Source organism: Bdellovibrio bacteriovorus, assembly GCF_001592745.1.
In the GTDB taxonomy this organism is placed as follows: domain Bacteria; phylum Bdellovibrionota; class Bdellovibrionia; order Bdellovibrionales; family Bdellovibrionaceae; genus Bdellovibrio; species Bdellovibrio bacteriovorus_B.
In genome coordinates, this window is the sequence record NZ_LUKD01000005.1 from 248,895 (window position 1) to 267,238 (window position 18,344).

Consider the following 18,344-nt stretch of genomic DNA (forward strand, 5'->3'; position numbering starts at 1 on the left):
AAGGGCCTCGTCGGGTCCTGACGAAGCCCCCGGAACTATTCGACAGTCCCTAAACGAATTTCTGAATCAAGGACGATGTACAGCTGAGCCTCTTCCTGAAGACTCCATTGCAAATCATAAAGTTCACTCTGACGAGGGTATTTCTGAATCAAACCGGTCAGAATATTTTGTGCTTCGGTGCGTGCTCGTTGTTGCTGCGTTTTGTTTTTATGTGTCTGGGGCTTCAGAGTTTCCGCACGAAACTTCCACAGATCTAACTGAAATCGCTCGTAGGAATGCAGAGTCGGGCCAATGGTGGAAGAGATTTCTTCTAGCTTTTCTAGTCCTTGGGAAAGATCTATGAATGCTTCGTCGCGTTTGCCTGCCATAATGGCTTGAGCTGCTCTTTGCACTTTGATCCGCGCCCACATGAAGTGGTAAGGGAATTCATAAACGCCCGCACTTAACGCTTGATCTGAAGCTTGCTGGATAAGACCCAGCGTTCTGTCAAAGCCACTCAAAGTTTTATGATCAGCTTCATTTGTCAGATAGGCTTGAACATAATATTTCATGGAATCATACCAGGCTTGTTTCTCTGGATCTTCCCAAGCCCTTTTAATACCTAACACTTCCACGGGAGAATGGGGGTTCGAACTTAAGCGAAATCCAATAAATGGGGAGCGATGGGTCGGATAAGTTTCCGCGACACTCATCCACCATTCCTGCCTTTCGGGAATCATCACATGAGTCGCAGCCGTATAAACTTTCGTAGTAGTACGGCCAAAACTGCGGGCTCCCACAAGTTCGTCGGTGTGACCACTTAAGCGATTGATCACCCATTGTGCATCGATGTGACCAAAATCTTCTTTCATTGTTCTATGAACATGAGAAAGACGGGCGCGAGTTTCTAGTGTTTTATTCAGACTGTATTCATAACCTTCAGCGCTTGTTGGGGCACCCACGAAATGGTTGCTCTGACCTAAATAACTGTCTTTGGAACGACGGGCGACAACTACGGTATTTCCGCTAAGCTCTATGGAGGCGGCTTCATCAGTTTTAGAATCCGAAATAAAGAAGGTCCAAGCTCCGAAGCCTTTTCTTGTTTGAATCAAAGAAATGGCTTCATTCAAGCTTCTTGCTTTCATTAATACAGAGTGAAGAAGGAAAGGGGCTACATCGGAGCGACCCTTCTCATAACGGATCTGTGTTCCTTCCGTCTGAAGTTCATGCAGACTGACTGCCAGGCCGTAGTTATTAATTCCACTGATACCCCCGGCGTAGTGCAGTCCTGCGGAAGCAAGACCTGCGGATGTGATGCCGTTGCGCTGACGATTGATCACAATGACTTGGTTTGTTTCATAAAAACCTAAAAGACCTGTATCAAAATTACGGCCGTGAACGAGGGCTCCATCCGTGGAGCTTGTCGCCGATGCACTTATCCCTGTGCACCCCATTTTTATAGAACGAAGACCTTGTGCGAGCTTCTTAAAAGGTTTTAGAAGAGCGTGACCGACAAAGTAAGGTGCGCAGGAAGCAAACACCTTCATTTTTCCTTTGCGAGGGCTTTCATCAAGCAATCTTTGCATTGAGTCGGTGAAGATCGAAAACTCCACCATATAGTTGCTCTCTTCAAATTCATTCCAGCCCACCTTGCTACCAGCGTCTTTTAATCCGCGATAAAGATTTTTAAGACCGCTCTTAAACTCGTCAGATACGCTGGCGCGGTAGTTATCTATCACGCATTTTTTGATCAGAAGAATTTGCTCCCGGTCTTTAGGTGAAAGTTCCGCGAAGGCCCTTTGCACTTGGGTTTGCACGCCCGCTAAAACGCCTTTTTCAATTTCAGGGCGTAGAAAGAGACCATGATAATAAGCCGTTTCCGAAAACCCGCCCTGCAAATCTAGAACATGCACTTTGTTTTTCGCGCCTTCAGCTCCACAGGTAAAATGTTTTTGTCCGTTCAGCTCGCGAACCAGCGTGCAGTCGGCATAGGAAAACGCAGGAAAAAGAAATAATAAGGCAAAGATATTTTTCATAAAATTCCCAATGAAAGATAAGCCGAAAAGGTTAAAAACCCACAGGCCGCTACAACTTCAATTTTGCGAAGAAAACCCTGAAGCTGATTTTTGAATTGTTGGATCGTAAACAGAAGTAAAATGAAACTGACGAAGAAGGCTACTAGGTAAGCCAGCGCACCCATCCAAAGTGTCAGGCCTTTTTCATTGGCGATGTTGGCAAAGAGGCCCGCATAAATAAATACCAGATGAAAGTTTGCCATCGTCAGAAGAAAGCTCTTTTTAAATGAAGGGCGCATCAAGAAGTCTTCGTTAAAAGAAGAGCTATTGAGAGTGTTTTTACTGAAAAGGACTTTTACTGAGTAAAACACCAAGCATAAAACAGTCAGTATTGTTAAAACCGCCTTCAGCCATTCCTCGTGAAGTACAGGACTCTTTAAGAGCACCAAGGCCAGCACGATATACATAACATCCCCGCAAAGAAAGCCGGCAATGGATCTCCAAGGCCAAGTGCGATCCCGCACCAGACTGCGAATAATATTGAAGCTCGCAGGCCCCAAAGCAAAAGCGGAAAGAAATCCAAGAAGAATCAACCCAAGAATCATTGAATTTCTCCGGCGATATGAGAGCGCATGAAGTTCAGGTATTCTTCAGCCGTTTCAAAAGTTGTTTTTAATTTAAACTGACCGCGACTGCGGTTGCTTTCAAAATATTTTTGCAGGTAATCGGCACTCATTATAGAGACATGGGCGGGTCCCAAGACGCCCACCTCACGACAATCCTTGTAGTCTCCGTTTAGGCGCTGCATTTCTTGATCCACAGTGTGGGCTAATTGCTCGACGTTAACGTCAGCGTGTGCCGGAACAAAAAGTGTCCAGTGGTAAGATGCTTTTCCGTCATTCATAACCGGGGAAAGAAAGAAGTGACGAAGGTCCACGTTGCGAAGATTCTTAGTCGCCAAGTAGCAATCTAAAATTTCATCATCACTGACTTTTTCTGCTGCTAAGTTCATGCCCGTGCTTTTTCTGCCAACAAACTCAAACACGAGGTCCTCGTTATTTTGTTGAAAACTAATAACGTCTTTCATTGAGTAATGAATAAGGCCATTCGGAGTGCCGACATTGATATAGTAAGGAACACCCATTTCAATTTCGTGAAGACCCAGGGATTTTTTATCACCATGAACGGGGGTGAAAGAATAAAGAAGATCTGGATTTAGGAAATACTTCTGGCGTCCGTTCTGATATTTTTCGTAGGGAAGTCCAATGGCCGCTTCGGTTGCGGCGTAGACTCCATAATAGTTCAATTCATGTCCAACCAGGCGGTTTAATCTTTCGGTGTACTGCTTAATCGGCGTCGCCGCGTAAACAAAAACCTTCAGTCGAGGCCAGATTTCATTGATGTTTTTCTTTCCTGTTTTTTGTAAGATCGCTTCAAAAATACTGATGATATAAGTCGGAATGCCACTGACGACTTGAATGTCTTCTTTCAGGGCTTCTTCGATAAGCATGTCGATTTTGCGGTCCCAGTTTGAAATCGCCAGAACCTCTTTGGAAGGAAACGTGTTTTTTGCGAGGGCTTTAGGAACGCGCGTGCTCAGAATTCCAGAGATGTAGCCGAATTTGATATTGTTCTGTGTGTAAAGATAAGGGTCAGAACCAAAGGTTAAACGACCGACTTTAAGAAAATTGATATCGGGTTCCAGGGTGCTCAACTTGCTCGCGATGCGCTTTTGTGACTTCAAGAACATTCGAATCATGCGCTCGTTATAAGGAATGCGTTTGCTGTCTTTACCCGAGGTTCCAGAGGACAGCCCGCAGTATTCGACGTCATCTTTAAAAAGAATGTTTTTGTGACCTGCTGCAATCATATCCACATAGGGCGCGTAGTCATCGTAAACATAGACGGGGACATGAGTAACGAACTCTTCGTAACTTTGGATGTGCGCCAGACGCAAATCCTTGTATATACGTGTTCCGTTCAAAGAGCGTTTGAGTTGTTTAAAGTTCTTTTCTTGCTTTTCCAGCAAATCAGCCTGGCTGACGCTCATGTACTGAGAATAGGTCTTTAAGTATTTTTGCCCTAAGCCATGCACGACAGAATCCACCGCAAACATAAAAAGTCTCCTTCTTGTTGATGAAGGAAATTTATTTCGGTTTAGATTTATTGTCGCGCGGTTCCCTTGACAGAATCGTGGTAATTCTGTCGAACGGGGTAACTTCGGTTGACAGAATTACCGGGTTTTTGTCAAAATTGCAGTATGGCAACACAGTCCAAAGAAGATATCTATTTCGCTGTCTGCAATGCAATCCTCAAAATGGAGGTGGCGAAAGGTCATCTTGCCTGGACACTTTCTGATATTTCCCGAGAGTCGGGTGTCACTCGTTCCTTGATCTATTATTACTTCGGAAAAGAAAAGAAAACAGCTTTAGAAGAGGCCTATAAGTTTGTGATTTCCAACTTCTGGAACATGGAACGCACAAAAACCATGGGTATTCGCGAGCGCCTCAAGCAAGTTCTTGAAGATACCAAGAAAATGCCATTTCTGTTCGTACTTTATTATTTAGAGAAGAATAAAGAGGGCGAGATCGGCAAAATGATCCGCGACGCTGAATCCATGCTTTTGCAGGCCCTCAAAAAAGAATTTCCGAAGCTTAGTGAGACCCAGATTCTGGAAGTGTATCTGAAAGAGCTGGGAGCGATCACTTTCCAGCTTCCTTCAGAAAAAGTCTCTGATCTTTTTGAGGATTATATCAGTCGTTAGTTTTCAGAAAGGGCCTTAGGGGTGAAGCGAGATGTCTTCAACCCTTGATCCAGTTTCACTCTTGAAAGTGTGATCTCTGTCCCGCGCTTATTTTGTACGTTGCGGATTTTGATCTTAGACGCTCTCCACTTTGTCGGAGAGACCTTTTTATAGCCGACAACGTCGAGTATTTTCAAAAGCTTTCCTTGCTTATCATAACACTCTGATTTCATCGGCAGGTATTCGTCCGCCTGAACGAAACTGATGATTTTAGAATAATTGGCTGAAGTTGAATTGACGTCGCTTTCGATAAGGAAATATTTCTTTCCTTTCACTTCAACGGTTTTTTTAAGGACATTCTTTGCGCCTTGTTCGCGATTGAAGTCAAAATCTTCTGTACTGAGTTCGGAGCCCAGAATGCCACCTTGACCGCTTTCGCCGGTTAAGCGGCGAGTTTGCTTCGAGGAGGGAAGGTAAATCCATTTTTCTTCTTCTTCATTCTTCAATGTGGCTAGTAAAGCCGTGCCCTTTAAGTCCTGTGGCTTTTCCATGCGCACCATGAGGTAATGTTCTTTTTTAGTCGGGCTCAATCGCCAGATATGCATTTCGCGATCTTTGCTGGAGCCATCAGCTTCGATGATTTTCATGGCGACTTGAAATTCTTCGTCTTTTGAACGAAGGCGCTGACTCATTTGTTCGCCAATCTGCTCAACCGTGGGGGTCCCTTCACCTGTTTGCGCAACGGTCGGGGTCGGTGAGAATGAGATGAACAGAGCCATAAAAAGCGCAGATGCTGTAGCCATGATTTTCTCCTTTTTCCACGGTACTGAATTTAGAAGCCACGGGCAACTTTTCAACAGCGTTGGCAGAAGAATCAAATCACCCACGAGTCCAGCGAGCATTGACAAAAGCATATAGAAACCAAAGATACGGTTCATCGCAAAGTAAGAAGCCATAAAAACCGAAAACCCTGCCAGTAAAGTCATGCTGGAAATCAAACAAGGGTTTCCCTCTCTCCATAATGTCTTTTCAATCTCGAGTTCGCGAGAACGTGGATACTTTTTCTGAATGGCGCGCAAACGTTCGAGTAGATAAACAGTGTTATTGAACGCCAGACCTAGAGCGATAGAAAAGATAATAGCAACGCTAGGTTTGATCGGTGTTTCCGATAAAGCCAAGAAACCTAAAAGAGCCGCTGGCGGGACTAAGTTCGGAATGCAAGCCACCAAAGCCCAACGCACAGAGCGGAATACAAAGATCAAAAGAAGACAGATGGCGGCCATGGATTGCCAAAAACCAAAAATCAGTTCATGGGAAAGTTCATTGTTAAGATGATGAATGGTTGACCCCATGCCCGTAATGTCTATTTTAAGCTCAGGAAACTTTTGTTCCGTGAGTTGTTTAATATTTAAAACCAAAGAATGAAGCTCATTTCCCGGGAGATCTTGAGTTCTTACTGACACCCGAGTGTTGGATGAATCCGTATTTAAGAAATTCTTTAACGGGCTGTTTGAAGAAAGCGAATACAAAAAGAAAACTTCTGCTGTTGAAGATCGGCTGGCGGGTAGGCGCGAATGATGAATATTGGCTGCAGCCACAAGATCCGGAAGACCAACAACGCTTCCAACGCCTTTCAGGCCGCGGATTTCCGCAAGATGCTGATCAAGACGCGCTAAAAGTTTTGGATCATTCCAGGCATCCGGCTTTCCACTTAATTCAATATCAATAGGAATCATTCCACCCAACTCTTTATCTATGCGCTCAGTAGAAAGTCGCACTTGATGGTTTGCAGGTAAGTCATCAAAAAGGCGCGCAGACCAAGAAAGACTCTGGCCTTTGATCGCTAATGCGGAAGAAACAAGAATGATTAAAAAGGCCCAGACGCCGGAGCGTCGGAAAAGATAAAGCCCCCAACGCGCCTTGCTCCACGCCCACAAACGAGCTTTAGGTCCAGGCAGGAAGTACAGCATCGGAAATAACAATAAAGTCGTTACAACCCAACCTGTCGTGATTGAAATGGCCGCTGTAATTCCGTAGTCACGGATCAAAGGAACCTTCACTGTCAAGAGCGCTAGAAATCCTATCATGGTCGTCATTGACGCTATGAAGTTAGGCCCGAGAAGAGTTTTAAAGGTATAAGTGACAAGTTCATGATGGGAAGCATGGGGCTGATTCTTTCGCTCTTCAGAATAGCGAAGCAGCGTATGAATACAGAGTGAGACCACATCCACCGTTGTCAGAATAGGGATTGTGCTAGAAAGAATTGAAAAGGGATATCCCGCCAAAGCCATGATCGCCAATACGATAATATTCGCACAAAGAATCACGACGAAAGAAATAATCAGCGGTGACCAATTTGAAAAAATAAGTCCCAGCACCAAGAAGCAGGCTAAAAATCCCAAGACGACGAAATTGCGAATTTCAGTTTGTAACAGGACACCGACATCTGTTTGCACTGCAGGTGTCCCGCCAATTTCAACTTTAGAAAAAGGCACTGCCGCATTCGCCGTCACTTCCAGGTTTTGGCGAAGATGTAAAATTTCGGAAGTATTCAAGGATTTTACATTGACGATCACCGAAGCGGTTCTTCCGTCTTTAGAGACAAGTGTTGGTGAAATAAGAGGGTTATTAGTAGTTTCTGTCGCCCATTTTTCTTTCGGAAGATTTTTAAGCAAGGGTCCTACGCTCAGACCATCGTCGCTATTGATGGCACCTTGAACTGTCGCCAAGCTTAACGTGTTTTTAACACCCGGAAAATGAGCCAGTAAATCTGTGAGTCTTTCTAAGCTTTGAATTTTATCTTTTTCAAACCAGGTCTCGCTAGGATGAGAAATCTTTGCTGTAATGATGAACGGTTGTGAATCTGGAAGTTGAAAAAGCTGTCTTGTGTGTTCATCCCTCTTCAATAGCGGATTATCCTGAGGAAGAAACTGCTTCAAGCTGTACTGAGTTTGCAATTTAGGAAGAACAAATAAACTTAATAACGTGACTACAAAAACTAAAAGTAAAGTTGAAATGGAGATTCTTTTGACGGATTCAGGAAAGTTCGATTTTTCCAGTTTCGTTTTCTTCATCAGATGTCTTCTTTCGATTCTTTTTTAACAAGTGCTTTAGAAATTTTTGTATAAGCCGTATTCTACAAACATGATGATGGGAAACACGATGAGAAAATCCAATTCAAGCTTGATAACGACAAAGGGCCTAGTTGCTTCGCTGTTTACATTTTTTTTCTCCTATGAAGCTCTTTCAGTTTCGCAAATAAACTCAGAATTTCAATTGGCACTTCCTAGACAGTTTCAGGAAAATTTAATTTCTAAAAAATGGGAAACCCTCGTGAATCAAGAGTTTCAAGGGAACTGGCAATTTCCTGATCAAGAAATCACAACTCAAGATGTGCCTGTCAAAATCAAAAGCATTTCTTTGAAAGTTAAGACACATCTGGAAAAACCATCATTGCAAAATCAACAGACGGTGTTGCAGCTCACTTCTAAAAACCTGGAAGCTCAATTGACGATTGGTGAAGTCAGTGTTGATCATATTGTCGAAAGAGTAGTCGGTGGTATCGTGGGCCGCTTCCGTATTCAGGCCTCTTGTAAAAATGTCGTAATGACAATGATTCCCGGTAAAGGATCTATGTCGATGGCAGTGGCCCCGGCAGTAGGCTCTACGAATGCTGCGGCCCTCGTGCAAAATGTAGATGTTGCTTGGGCTCCTGGCAGCTGGTCCTCAACGGGTATTCAGTGCGACGGTGTCGAAGGATTTGCCGATTTATTAAAAACAGAGATCGACAAGATCGCCAATGATTCTGTGAGCTTTATAGAGCCTAAGAAGGATCTTATTAAGAAGTATGTGCAGGACTATCTTCAGGATATCAAGTTGGACTTTTCTAGTCCACGCCAGTTGATTGTGTCTCGTCCTGATATCAGTGTGTTAATGAAGGTGGATGAATATAAAGATCTGGGGACTGCGGGCGCTTTAATAAAAGGTCACTTGCAGATTGATTTTTTAAATACCAAAGACAGTGATGTAAAAAACCTTGTGCTGACTCCGGGTGTGACGCCGGCTTCGACGGGTGAAGCCCAAATTCTTTTGCCGAAGGATTTTATAAAAGAAGTTCTTTTAAAGGCTTATTCGGCGAACGCGTGGTTACATAAGATCACTTCAGATAAGTTGCCAGGCTTTAACGGTTTAATGAGTTCGCGCTTTATGCAGTTCTTCGTGTGGCCGGCATTAAGAGATTATTCAAAGTCCACGAAGTTCCTTTTTGAAGTGTATTCAGATAAAGATATGCAGATTCAAGGCAGTGGCTTGCAATACCAGGCTAAAGCTAATTTTTATTCTCGCATGCAAGCACCTCGCTCGGGTCAATACGTCCCATTTGTGAATTGGTCTGTGCCGTTCAACTCGAAAATCAATTTGAAGGTTGAAAACGGCAAGGCTTCAGCGACATTAGTGAATCCGTCATTAGGTATGACCCCTTATTATGATGCATCTTATGTCGCTAAGTATTCGCCGAACCGTCGTATCTTGTATGGCACTATCCGCGATAAAATTATTAGCGGTATCTGGGGCCAAACGATGACGATGGAAATCCCGAAAATTCCATTAATGGAAGGTGTGAACTTGAAGGTGAAAAAGGTCCTCGCGCCCAACAATCAGGATATCACACTGCAACTGGCACCTTAAAACGAGCGAGAAAGCGTCAGAGTGTACGAGTCATTCTTTTCGTACACTCCCAGTGGGGTTTCGCTAGAGCCTTGTATAAGGCTTGCGGTGAAACTCAAATTCCAGGCATCCCAAAAGCGGCGGGTGAGTGTGAGCTCTCCATAATTACTGCCATGAATCCCGTCGTAAAGCGCCAATACTGAAAAATTCCAAACCTCTTTCCAGGACATGCGTCCTCCTAGCATCCAGGCATCGCGAAAAATTTCGGTCATCGAAAGGTTGGAATCATTTTCCTTTTCAGTTTGAATGATAGATTTTTGTAGCACTGCTATCAGCAGTCCGCTTTCGCCGAGGTTGAAAGTCCTTTCAACGGCCAGCACATTTTCAAAAGTCCATTTTTGTATGTAAGGATCATCAGTCAGGCTTGAGGTGTAGCTGCTAGCAAGTTTAAACAAAGTTTCCCAAGAGCTTGCCGTCATGGAAAGTCCACCTTGGCGTATCCGGTAGTTCTTGACGTTTAAAGTCACGTCGGGATCAACTTGCACAATGGTTTTAGGTGACACCGCCACCACGGTTCCTGTAACCACAGGTTGAATTAAAGGGAAAGAAGCAACCCCTTCGAAGTAAGTCAGGCCGACGTCAAAGGCGCTGCCATGTCTTTGAAGGCGCAGGGCATAGTTATTTTTTCTAGCATCATCAAGATCTTCTTTAGTGCCGTAATTGTAGTGCAGGCTTTCGGGTAGCAATAGAACTAAATCATTCTCCGGCGTCTGAGGAACAAAAACTTCGCGTGGCAACCATCGGCTTTGTTCGCCAGGTAAAGTAGCGCCACGATTTTCGGGTATATAAATAAGTTCATAGTCCCATATATCTAAGGTCTGAGAAAACACGACGGAAGGAGCCCCCAGTTTGCGGCTGTGAAGCGGATCGAAGTATTGCTTCGAATTTATAACGTCCAAAGGATTGTAACCATCTGTCACTCCCCAGGTAAAAACATTGTATCCGGCCTGCAAAGAATAGCTGTCACTTTGGTAGCGCAGATAAGTTTCTGTCGGATCAAAGAAGTATTTTTCTTCGTCGGATTTGTTATTGGGGTTGGCGATAAATGTGGGTTTAACGTAAAAACGAACACTGTCTAAATAGCGCCAGTCATAGATGGGATCGAGTTCCAGTTTATAAAGATCTTGATTCGTGTCGGTGCCGTATGCTTGCGCAAAGTAAGTGGCGTCGAACTTGGTGTCGATGTGAAGACTCCACTCTGTTTTGCGTTTGGCCTGCGCCAAAGAGTGAAAAATTAAAATAAGAAGCAAGCACGCTATCTTCATGACTCTTGAGGTAATCACAGCTTTCCCGTTTTCTCACCAAGGCATTACTTGTGTAATGCCATCATCAAACGGTGGCAAATTTGTTCACGTATTCTATGATGGAACTTTTAAACTCATCCGGTAGCCCCACAAAGCGAAGACCCGCATAACCATCGTTTCCAACGTAGACCACTTCGCAGGTGGCATTAACTGTAACATAAAGATTGGGGCTAGTGAGTGAACCTTCAAAGCGCTCTCCGATTTGGAGATCGCGGGCATCATTGATTCCTAAACCGCCTTCACTGATAGAAATAACCCGGCAAGAGAAGCTTCCTTTGGGGCCTTCGCAATTCAAGGTGCCGACGATCGGTACGCGAGGGTGGGAGCGGCGACTGATTCCCAGGTCTTCCACAACTCGAGGAACCGCGTAGACCTCACGCCAAAGCCCCGTGCTGTCGGCACAGATATCCACGGCTGAAAAGTCGTTCAATGTTTTTAGATAAGCAATGAGTTCTGAGTATTTCATGGGGGATTTTTCTTTCCCCTCGATGCGAACTTTCCAAAAGCCTTGTGGTTCTGACGGCGCAGACGCAGACGGCAAAGTCTGAAAGGATTCTTTCAGGGATTGGCGCCAACGGATCGGGTTCATCCATTCGCTTTGGCCTCGACCCCAGATTTGAGGTTCTTTCGCTGAAGCCAGGCGAGTTTCTATTTCTTCGTGATCAAAAGGCCCGTTTACTTGTCCCTCTGAGAGAATAAACCAAATCTTCGAGTTCGCCACCGATGTTCTCCTCAGTTGTCGCTTGTGCTTTATTACAACGAAAGGTATATCACTTTGTCTAGGAGATTTAATTCATGAAGTACATTATCTCAGGCACTGATCGTCCTGACTCCAACACTCTTAAAATTTCAAAACACATTCAATCTGTCTATCATTCATTGGGTGAGCAGGTGGAAATCATCGATTTGAAAGAACTTAAAAAACATCTGCACGATGACATTCATTATGGAAAAACCAGCGATGCAATGAAACCCTATTTGGATAAAGTTCTTTCCAGTGAAGGTTTGATTGTGGTGTGTCCAGAGTACAATGGCTCCATGCCCGGTATTCTTAAATACTTCATCGATCACTTGAAGTTTCCAGATTCTTTCGAGTTCCGTCCGGTGTGTTTTGTCGGATTGGGTGGAATGTTCGGGGCACTTCGCCCGGTAGAGCATCTGCAGCAGGTCTTTGGGTATCGCAATGCTTACGTCTATCCCGAGCGTGTTTTTATTATGAATGTGCATAAAATTTTAACTGCTGATGGTCAGGTTCAAGACGAGCTGATTAAGCAGCTTTTAGAAAAACAGGCAAAAGGATTTAAAAAGTTCACCGAAGCCTTAGGTGCTTTTAAAATCGATGCCAATGCTCTTATCGAGCAAAAGAAGCAGAAGTAGCTTCATTCTCGATCAGTTTGCTGTGAATGCGGCCCTCAAAATAGATCAAACCTAAGATCAAGAGGGCTGCAAGTAACCATTTAGAACGAAATATCGAACTAGGTGCCATAGACTCTATGATCTCAAAGAGCCTATTTCGGAAGCAACTAAAGTTCATGTAATTAGCCTGTCTGCGTCATTTTTTGCTGAGCTGACAATACAATAGATCTTCTCTACACTTACGATCTGTGGATAATACAGGTCACCCCCATAAATCGAACGCAAATATTATGATGGTCTCATTGAGCGCGCTTGGCGTGGTCTTTGGGGACATTGGTACAAGCCCTCTTTACGCTCTTCGTGAATGCTTTGGTGGTGAATACGGATTGCATCCGACACCTGAAAATATCATCGGTATTTTGTCTCTTATTTTTTGGACAATGATCATCATGATTTGCGTGAAGTACATGGCTTTCGTCATGCGCGCAGATAATAAAGGTGAAGGTGGAATTCTTTCCTTGATGGCGCTTGCAGTGCGCAGCCAGCAACATAAAGATCTGACTCGTCGTCGTTGGCTAATGACCATCTTGGGTCTTTTTGGTGCGGCCCTTTTGTATGGTGATGGAATGATCACTCCGGCGATTTCGGTTCTTTCTGCGATGGAGGGTTTAACTTACGTAGCTCCTAGCTTTGAACCCTACATCGTTCCTTTAACTATCTTCGTTATCAATGCTCTTTTCTTAATGCAAAAATACGGTACGGGAAAAATCGGAGTCATCTTTGGTCCGATCTTAATGTTGTGGTTTACGACTTTGGCCGTTTTGGGTATTCACTCCATGGCGGAAAACACGCACATCTTTGAAGCTCTACTGCCGCATCATGCGTTGGAGTTTTTCCTGCGCAATGGTTGGCATGGTTTCATCGTTCTGGGCTCTGTCGTTCTAGTTGTTACAGGCGGTGAGGCACTTTATGCTGACATGGGACACTTTGGAAAACGTCCGATTCGTCTGGCGTGGTTCTTTGTCGCCCTTCCGGCTTTGACTCTCAATTACTTCGGTCAAGGTGCTTTGCTTCTGAATAACGCCGAGGCCGTTTCAAATCCATTCTATCTTATGGCGCCGAAGTGGGCTTTGTTACCGTTGGTTATTTTAGCGACGACAGCCACTGTGATCGCTTCACAAGCTTTGATCTCGGGAATTTTTTCGATCACTCGTCAGGCCATTCAGTTGGGCTTCTGTCCTCGTATTTCGATCGTCCATACTTCCAGCCAAGAGATTGGTCAGATCTATGTTCCTTCTGTGAACTGGACGCTCTTCTTGGGGGTCGTGTGGCTGGTTCTTACATTTAGATCTTCGAGTCACTTGGCAGCCGCCTATGGTATCGCTGTGACCGGTACGATGGTTATTACGACGATCTTGGCCTTTGAAGTGGCTCGACAAAAATGGCATTGGAGTTTGCTCAAAGCTTCGGCGATCTTTGGATCCTTCTTTGTCGTCGACATGGCTTTCTTTGCGGCAAATATCCGTAAAGTCACGCATGGTGGCTGGGTGCCGTTGGTGATTGGCCTTGTGATTTATCTTTTGATGACGACATGGCAAAAAGGGCGTCAGGTGCTCTTCCGTCGTTTGAAAGAAAGATCCATGCCGATTGAGGAGTTCTGCCAAAAACTTTTAAGAGAACCTCCTTTGCGTGCTCCCGGAACGGCGATCTACATGTCCGGAGATCCATGGGGCGTTCCTGTTCCACTATTGCATAATTTGAAACACAATAAAGTTTTACATCAGCGCGTGGCGATTTTAACAATTCAAACGCGAGAAGTGCCTTTTGTTTCTAAAAAAGACCGGGTTTCTATTCAGGAAGTCATTCCAAACATGTACCGTATTCTGGCCTACTACGGATTTATGGAAATTCCTAAGATGAAGCATATCTTGGAGGCTTGCCGCTCAAAAGATATTCACTTCAATGTTACGGACACGACATTTGTTTTAGGTCGAGAAACAATTATCGCCGATAAGAGCGCAAACCGTCCTGATGAACCAGGGATGCCACACTGGCGTGAACGTCTGTTTGCAATCATGTCGAAGAATGCCCAAAGACCCACAGCCTTCTTTAGAATTCCGCCGAATCAAGTGATCGAAGTGGGGATACAGGTTGAAATCTAATCACTCTAAGAGCAGACGTTCGATCTGCTCTTTTTGTTGAAGTCCATCTTCATATCCAATCTCTGTCAGTGTTTTACAGTATTCCTGATCAAATAAAAGGAAGCTCGCTATTTCGCTGGCATCCTGAAGAGATCCTAAGCCGCGCAGTAAGTAGCGAATCATTCTTGGCAGTCTCTCAACTTTATTCGAGGCGATCTGTGAAAGGTCGCGTGAGGGAGAAATCCACACATATTGAATGGGACGAACAGACAGAGACGATTGTTCCTTTTCGGAAAGCTTCAGGATATTTGAATTGATTCTTTCTATTCTTTCAATGTCGACCTCAAGACCATCCATCATCACGGCATGCAGAAGCACACTGACGACACGTCCCACCGTCGGAGGTTTCACATCTTGAACGTGATGAGAAGTGTAACAAAGATCCTGTTTTTTTCTTACGCCAATAGCGATCAATTTTCTAGCCCCCATGTAGATGGCCGGCCCACACGGAGACTGATTGCGAATGCAGCCATCTCCGTAGTGTCGGTGTCCGATAGTGACGGGTGGGAAGAGCAGCGGAATGGCTGCAGAGGCTAAAAGATGATCCGATGTGATTTTACTGGCTTCTGACTGACGACGGACCCTCTGCCACGAAGGTATTTCTTGAGTTCCTTGAACAAAGGTGACAGTGGAGGTGCTAAAGTAATCAAGTGCAGACACCGCCAGCGCCGAGAACTTTTTGGCGTCGATATTCTTTTGTATGTTTGAAAAATCACAATGCTTGCGAATTAAAGATTTTAACGGCGACGTATCTAAAAGGGCACGGCGGTGAGATGTCGGCTTCATGCCGCCCATGGAAAGATCCGTGATCCATTTTATGCCACCAAAAGAGAGATGAAAGGGATCCGTCACATAGACTTGTTCTGCGGTGACATGACTCCAGAGATCTAAGAGTTTTTTTGTTCCATTTGTAATTCGACATTCAGGGGTGGAAGCTAGCATTGTTGCATTGATCGCGCCGGCACTGACTCCGGTATAGTAGTTAAAGAGTTGTTGAACGCCATTTTTTTCTGCTATTTCGGCGATAGCAGCAATCACACCAGCCTGATATGCAGCTCGGGCGCCGCCACCTGAAAGCACTAGACCTACCGACATAGCTTCAACCTCTTTACTAAAAATAATATTTTTACATTTGAAGTTTAAGGGTATTTCTAGACTTGAAGAAAAATACACACCGTCAGATACTGTGAATGAACGAGGCACGATACAATCATCAATCGATTTATCGGTTCCATTGAAGGAAATAATACCTCGTAAAAGGACTCCCGAGCGGAGTCCTTTCTATTTTCCCCCTCTCTCTCTGCTTTATCATCGGATCAACTTTTTGAAGAAGGTATTTAGGTGCTATCACTCCGTCGGACGCGCGCATCCAGCGCTCGCCGGCCTGGAATACCGCATCCTGCGGGGCCGGAGGTCCGACTCCGCGATAACACCTAAATACCTTCTTCAAAAAGTTGCACGGCGTTTAAGGGTGGAGGGGAATATAGGGCAAGGCTTTTGTGGCCGCGCCCGCGTTTGGGTGCCTGCTTCTTTTTTGGGTCTATGCTGCGTTAATTTTTAAAGTGCCTGGTTCTTTTTTGTACTGCTTTGCTTCATTTATGTTGGCGTCTGCGAGGACTTATACCAAAAGGTGCCAGGGGGCTTTTGGTTCTTTGTGTGGATGGTGATTTTTCTTAATCTTTAATTCAATTAGGGAATGTTTTTATTTTTGAAGATTGTTTTTGGATGGGACTCATTTTGTTTTTTTGGTCTAGGGGAATGTGAATGGCCGCTCTTTGTAGCGACTTTGGGTTGGGTATTTGAAAGGGTGTTGAGAGTGGTTTATGGATCTTAGTTTTATTCTTCTTGTCGAAGGTTGATCTCTTTATTTAATTACGAAATAGTTTGTTTGTTCAACAACATTGAACGACATCTTTTAAGGAGAAAATGATGAAACTAGTATTGAGTGCATTGTTGGTTCTTTCAGCTGTTTCTGCTCAGGCGGCTGATGTTTATAAAATTGATACGAAGGCTTCGACAGTTGCTTGGAAAGGCACTAAGAAAGTAGGAAGTGCGCATGATGGCGCTATCGCGGTTAAAGAAGGCGATGTGACTGTTGATAAAGGACAGTTGAAATCTGCGAATATCGTTATTGATATGGCTTCTATCACAAATAACGATGTGAAAGATGCTGAGTACAACAAGAAACTTGTTGGTCACCTTTCTAACGATGACTTCTTCAACGTTCCAAAATTCCCGACTTCAACTTTCAAACTTACTAAAGTGACTCCGAAATCAAAAGACGAAGTGACTGTAAAAGGCGACTTGACGATCAAAGGTGTGACTCAACCTATCGAGTTCCCAGCAAAAGTTGTTGTTGGTAAAGACACTGTGACAGGTACTGCGGTTGTTAAAGTAGACCGTACTAAATGGGGTATCAAATACGGTTCAGGCAACTTCTTTAAAGAACTTGCTGGCGATAAAATCATCAGCGATGAGTTCGAATTGAACTTGAACCTTGTTGCTAAGAAGTAATTGGTTCCAGAAAATTGAATTCTAATAAAAAGCCTCGCCAAATATGCGGGGCTTTTTTTATTTAACGATGTAAGTTTTTAATGTCTAACGATGAGTTTAAAGAAAAACATTAAGTCGCCTGAAGCTTTTCAAGATCGAGTTTTCGCAAAGAAGGCGATAGATAGCCGATCAATCCGACCGTCAGAATGCACATGATTCCACCAAAATAAACAGCCGGTACAGTTCCTAAAAGCTTTGCGGCTACCCCAGATTCAAGTTCGCCAATTTCGTTTGATGAGCCGATAAAGATTGAATTCACGGCTGAGATCTTTCCACGCATATGATCTGGGGATGATAATTGGACGGCGGCCGAGCGAATCACCATGCTGATGCTATCGAAGCTTCCACTGAGCGCGAGGGCGGCTACAGATAAATAAAAATTCGTACTTAAGCCAAACACCAAGATACAAAAACCAAAGCCCGTAACTGCACTTAAAAGCCATCGACCCGTGCGCATTCCATTTGTTCTAGATAAGTAAAGACTCATCATGGTTGCACCGATAGCTGGTGCCGCTCTTAATATGCCTAGTCCCTTGGGGCCTACAAAAAGAATTTCATTCGCGAAGATAGGCAGAAGGGCGGTTACGCCTCCAAAAAGAACCGAGATCATATCTAAAGACAAGGCAGGCAGAAGAATCGGGTGTTTGAAAACGAATTTTCCACCGGAGAGAAGTTCATCTTTAATCGAAGCATGCTGCACTGTTTGTTCCGGTGCGGGTAGGTCCTTACGAATTAACATCAGAGAAACTGAAGCTATCACCAACAAGATGCAAACAATACTTGAAGAGGCGACAGGACCCCAGAAGCCAAAGATCAATCCACCAACTGCAGGTCCCCCGATGCGAGCTACTTGCATCACAGAGCTTGAAACAGCGCTGGCACGCATAAGAAGTCCACGCTCTACCAGTCTTGGAACAATTGCAAAGATCGCCGGTTGAGAAAACGCACGGGCAAGACCCGTTAAGAAAGCGGCGAAATATAAAAGCCCCACCTGAGTTGAAACATTCATGTCGTGTGCGAAAAGATGCTCCGTTAGTACGACGAGACCTGAAAGCAAGCTCACGTAAATAACTCGTCGATACACCATTAAGGGACGTAAGCGATCCACAAGGTATCCCGCATACAAAGCAAACCCGATCGCAGGAATCGCTTCGGTTAAACCGATAAATCCCAAATACAAAGGATCTTTCAAGAGATCATAAATACGCCATCCAAGAATAACGGCTTGCATTTGCACGGCGAAAGTAAAGAAGAAGCGGGCACTGACGAGTTTCTTAAAATCCAAGGGCATGCTCTTTATCTGCGCCTGGATTTCTTCTTTGGCAAGTTCTCATTTTGTGACGTCTGATTTCCTTTCAATAGCAGTCCTAAATTGTCGCTATCTCAGACCGAGACATATCAGCTCACGTATACAGGAGCTTCCGTGGCACTCTCCTTGCCTTTATTCATGTTGAGACGAATTTTTTTT

At 44.4% G+C, this 18,344-nt stretch carries 13 protein-coding genes; 5 read left to right on the top strand and 8 right to left on the bottom strand.

The genetic code is table 11. From position 1 onward, the window contains the following. Positions 1 to 35 precede the first annotated feature (35 nt). The 3 genes from AZI87_RS11805 to AZI87_RS11815 are packed head-to-tail and all read right to left on the bottom strand — an operon-like array spanning position 36 to position 4,110. On the bottom strand, positions 36 to 2,015 hold the full coding sequence (locus AZI87_RS11805; RefSeq protein WP_063207193.1) for a C45 family autoproteolytic acyltransferase/hydolase: 1,980 nt from the start codon (positions 2,013 to 2,015) through the stop codon (positions 36 to 38). Continuing rightward, entirely contained in the window at positions 2,012 to 2,599 is a 588-nt protein-coding gene (locus tag AZI87_RS11810) for a LysE family transporter (protein ID WP_063207196.1), read from the bottom strand. Before AZI87_RS11810 ends, AZI87_RS11805 begins: the two co-directional genes overlap by 4 nt. After that, the gene (locus AZI87_RS11815; protein ID WP_063207199.1) at positions 2,596 to 4,110 is read right to left on the bottom strand and encodes a GH3 family domain-containing protein; all 1,515 of its coding nucleotides are present in this window, start codon (positions 4,108 to 4,110) and stop codon (positions 2,596 to 2,598) included. The genes AZI87_RS11810 and AZI87_RS11815 overlap by 4 nt, the downstream gene beginning before the upstream one ends. Before the next feature lie 144 nt (positions 4,111 to 4,254). On the opposite strand from AZI87_RS11815, the gene AZI87_RS11820 reads away from it, so the two are divergent. After that, complete coding sequence (locus AZI87_RS11820; RefSeq protein ID WP_063207202.1) at positions 4,255 to 4,758, top strand: TetR/AcrR family transcriptional regulator; 504 nt, start codon at positions 4,255 to 4,257, stop codon at positions 4,756 to 4,758. On the opposite strand, the gene AZI87_RS11825 is transcribed toward AZI87_RS11820, so the two are convergent. Further along, positions 4,755 to 7,811 carry an outer membrane lipoprotein-sorting protein gene (locus tag AZI87_RS11825; protein ID WP_063207205.1) on the bottom strand — a complete coding sequence of 1,019 codons (3,057 nt, stop codon included), beginning with the start codon at positions 7,809 to 7,811 and terminating at the stop codon, positions 4,755 to 4,757. The genes AZI87_RS11820 and AZI87_RS11825 overlap by 4 nt on opposite strands. 259 nt (positions 7,812 to 8,070) lie before the next feature. On the opposite strand from AZI87_RS11825, the gene AZI87_RS11830 reads away from it, so the two are divergent. Beyond that, positions 8,071 to 9,423, top strand: coding sequence for a hypothetical protein (locus tag AZI87_RS11830; protein WP_253696765.1), 1,353 nt, complete (start codon positions 8,071 to 8,073; stop codon positions 9,421 to 9,423). On the opposite strand, the gene AZI87_RS11835 is transcribed toward AZI87_RS11830, so the two are convergent. Both AZI87_RS11835 and AZI87_RS11840 read right to left on the bottom strand, forming a co-directional pair. Further along, positions 9,420 to 10,727 carry a hypothetical protein gene (locus tag AZI87_RS11835; protein ID WP_063207207.1) on the bottom strand — a complete coding sequence of 436 codons (1,308 nt, stop codon included), beginning with the start codon at positions 10,725 to 10,727 and terminating at the stop codon, positions 9,420 to 9,422. The two genes, AZI87_RS11830 and AZI87_RS11835, sit on opposite strands and share 4 nt — an antisense overlap. Before the next feature lie 64 nt (positions 10,728 to 10,791). Then, positions 10,792 to 11,487, bottom strand: coding sequence for a PilZ domain-containing protein (locus AZI87_RS11840; protein ID WP_063207210.1), 696 nt, complete (start codon positions 11,485 to 11,487; stop codon positions 10,792 to 10,794). A 74-nt stretch (positions 11,488 to 11,561) separates the two neighbouring features. On the opposite strand from AZI87_RS11840, the gene AZI87_RS11845 reads away from it, so the two are divergent. Next, complete coding sequence (locus AZI87_RS11845; RefSeq protein ID WP_063207213.1) at positions 11,562 to 12,143, top strand: NADPH-dependent FMN reductase; 582 nt, start codon at positions 11,562 to 11,564, stop codon at positions 12,141 to 12,143. A gap of 269 nt (positions 12,144 to 12,412) precedes the next feature. After that, entirely contained in the window at positions 12,413 to 14,284 is a 1,872-nt protein-coding gene (locus tag AZI87_RS11850; protein WP_216635264.1) for a potassium transporter Kup, read from the top strand. Here the strand turns inward: AZI87_RS11850 and AZI87_RS11855 are convergent, their stop codons facing one another. Next, the gene (locus tag AZI87_RS11855; RefSeq protein ID WP_063207215.1) at positions 14,285 to 15,418 is read right to left on the bottom strand and encodes a patatin-like phospholipase family protein; all 1,134 of its coding nucleotides are present in this window, start codon (positions 15,416 to 15,418) and stop codon (positions 14,285 to 14,287) included. A gap of 831 nt (positions 15,419 to 16,249) precedes the next feature. Here AZI87_RS11855 and AZI87_RS11860 point away from each other — a divergent pair. Further along, the gene (locus tag AZI87_RS11860) at positions 16,250 to 16,837 is read left to right on the top strand and encodes a YceI family protein (protein ID WP_063207218.1); all 588 of its coding nucleotides are present in this window, start codon (positions 16,250 to 16,252) and stop codon (positions 16,835 to 16,837) included. 109 nt (positions 16,838 to 16,946) lie between these two features. Here the strand turns inward: AZI87_RS11860 and AZI87_RS11865 are convergent, their stop codons facing one another. Continuing rightward, positions 16,947 to 18,167: an MFS transporter gene (locus AZI87_RS11865; protein ID WP_063207221.1), complete on the bottom strand. Its 1,221-nt coding sequence runs from the start codon at positions 18,165 to 18,167 to the stop codon at positions 16,947 to 16,949. Positions 18,168 to 18,344: the final 177 nt, after the last annotated feature.

Bases quoted from the DNA above. Each gene is read 5' to 3' on its own strand.
- AZI87_RS11835 (WP_063207207.1), bottom strand. From the start codon at position 10,727: ATGAAGATAGCGTGCTTGCTTCTTATTTTAATTTTTCACTCTTTGGCG.
- AZI87_RS11810 (WP_063207196.1), bottom strand. From the start codon at position 2,599: ATGATTCTTGGGTTGATTCTTCTTGGATTTCTTTCCGCTTTTGCTTTG.
- AZI87_RS11850 (WP_216635264.1), top strand. From the start codon at position 12,413: ATGATGGTCTCATTGAGCGCGCTTGGCGTGGTCTTTGGGGACATTGGT.
- AZI87_RS11825 (WP_063207205.1), bottom strand. From the start codon at position 7,811: ATGAAGAAAACGAAACTGGAAAAATCGAACTTTCCTGAATCCGTCAAA.
- AZI87_RS11860 (WP_063207218.1), top strand. From the start codon at position 16,250: ATGATGAAACTAGTATTGAGTGCATTGTTGGTTCTTTCAGCTGTTTCT.
- AZI87_RS11865 (WP_063207221.1), bottom strand. From the start codon at position 18,167: ATGCCCTTGGATTTTAAGAAACTCGTCAGTGCCCGCTTCTTCTTTACT.
- AZI87_RS11815 (WP_063207199.1), bottom strand. From the start codon at position 4,110: ATGTTTGCGGTGGATTCTGTCGTGCATGGCTTAGGGCAAAAATACTTA.
- AZI87_RS11845 (WP_063207213.1), top strand. From the start codon at position 11,562: ATGAAGTACATTATCTCAGGCACTGATCGTCCTGACTCCAACACTCTT.
- AZI87_RS11820 (WP_063207202.1), top strand. From the start codon at position 4,255: ATGGCAACACAGTCCAAAGAAGATATCTATTTCGCTGTCTGCAATGCA.
- AZI87_RS11855 (WP_063207215.1), bottom strand. From the start codon at position 15,418: ATGTCGGTAGGTCTAGTGCTTTCAGGTGGCGGCGCCCGAGCTGCATAT.
- AZI87_RS11805 (WP_063207193.1), bottom strand. From the start codon at position 2,015: ATGAAAAATATCTTTGCCTTATTATTTCTTTTTCCTGCGTTTTCCTAT.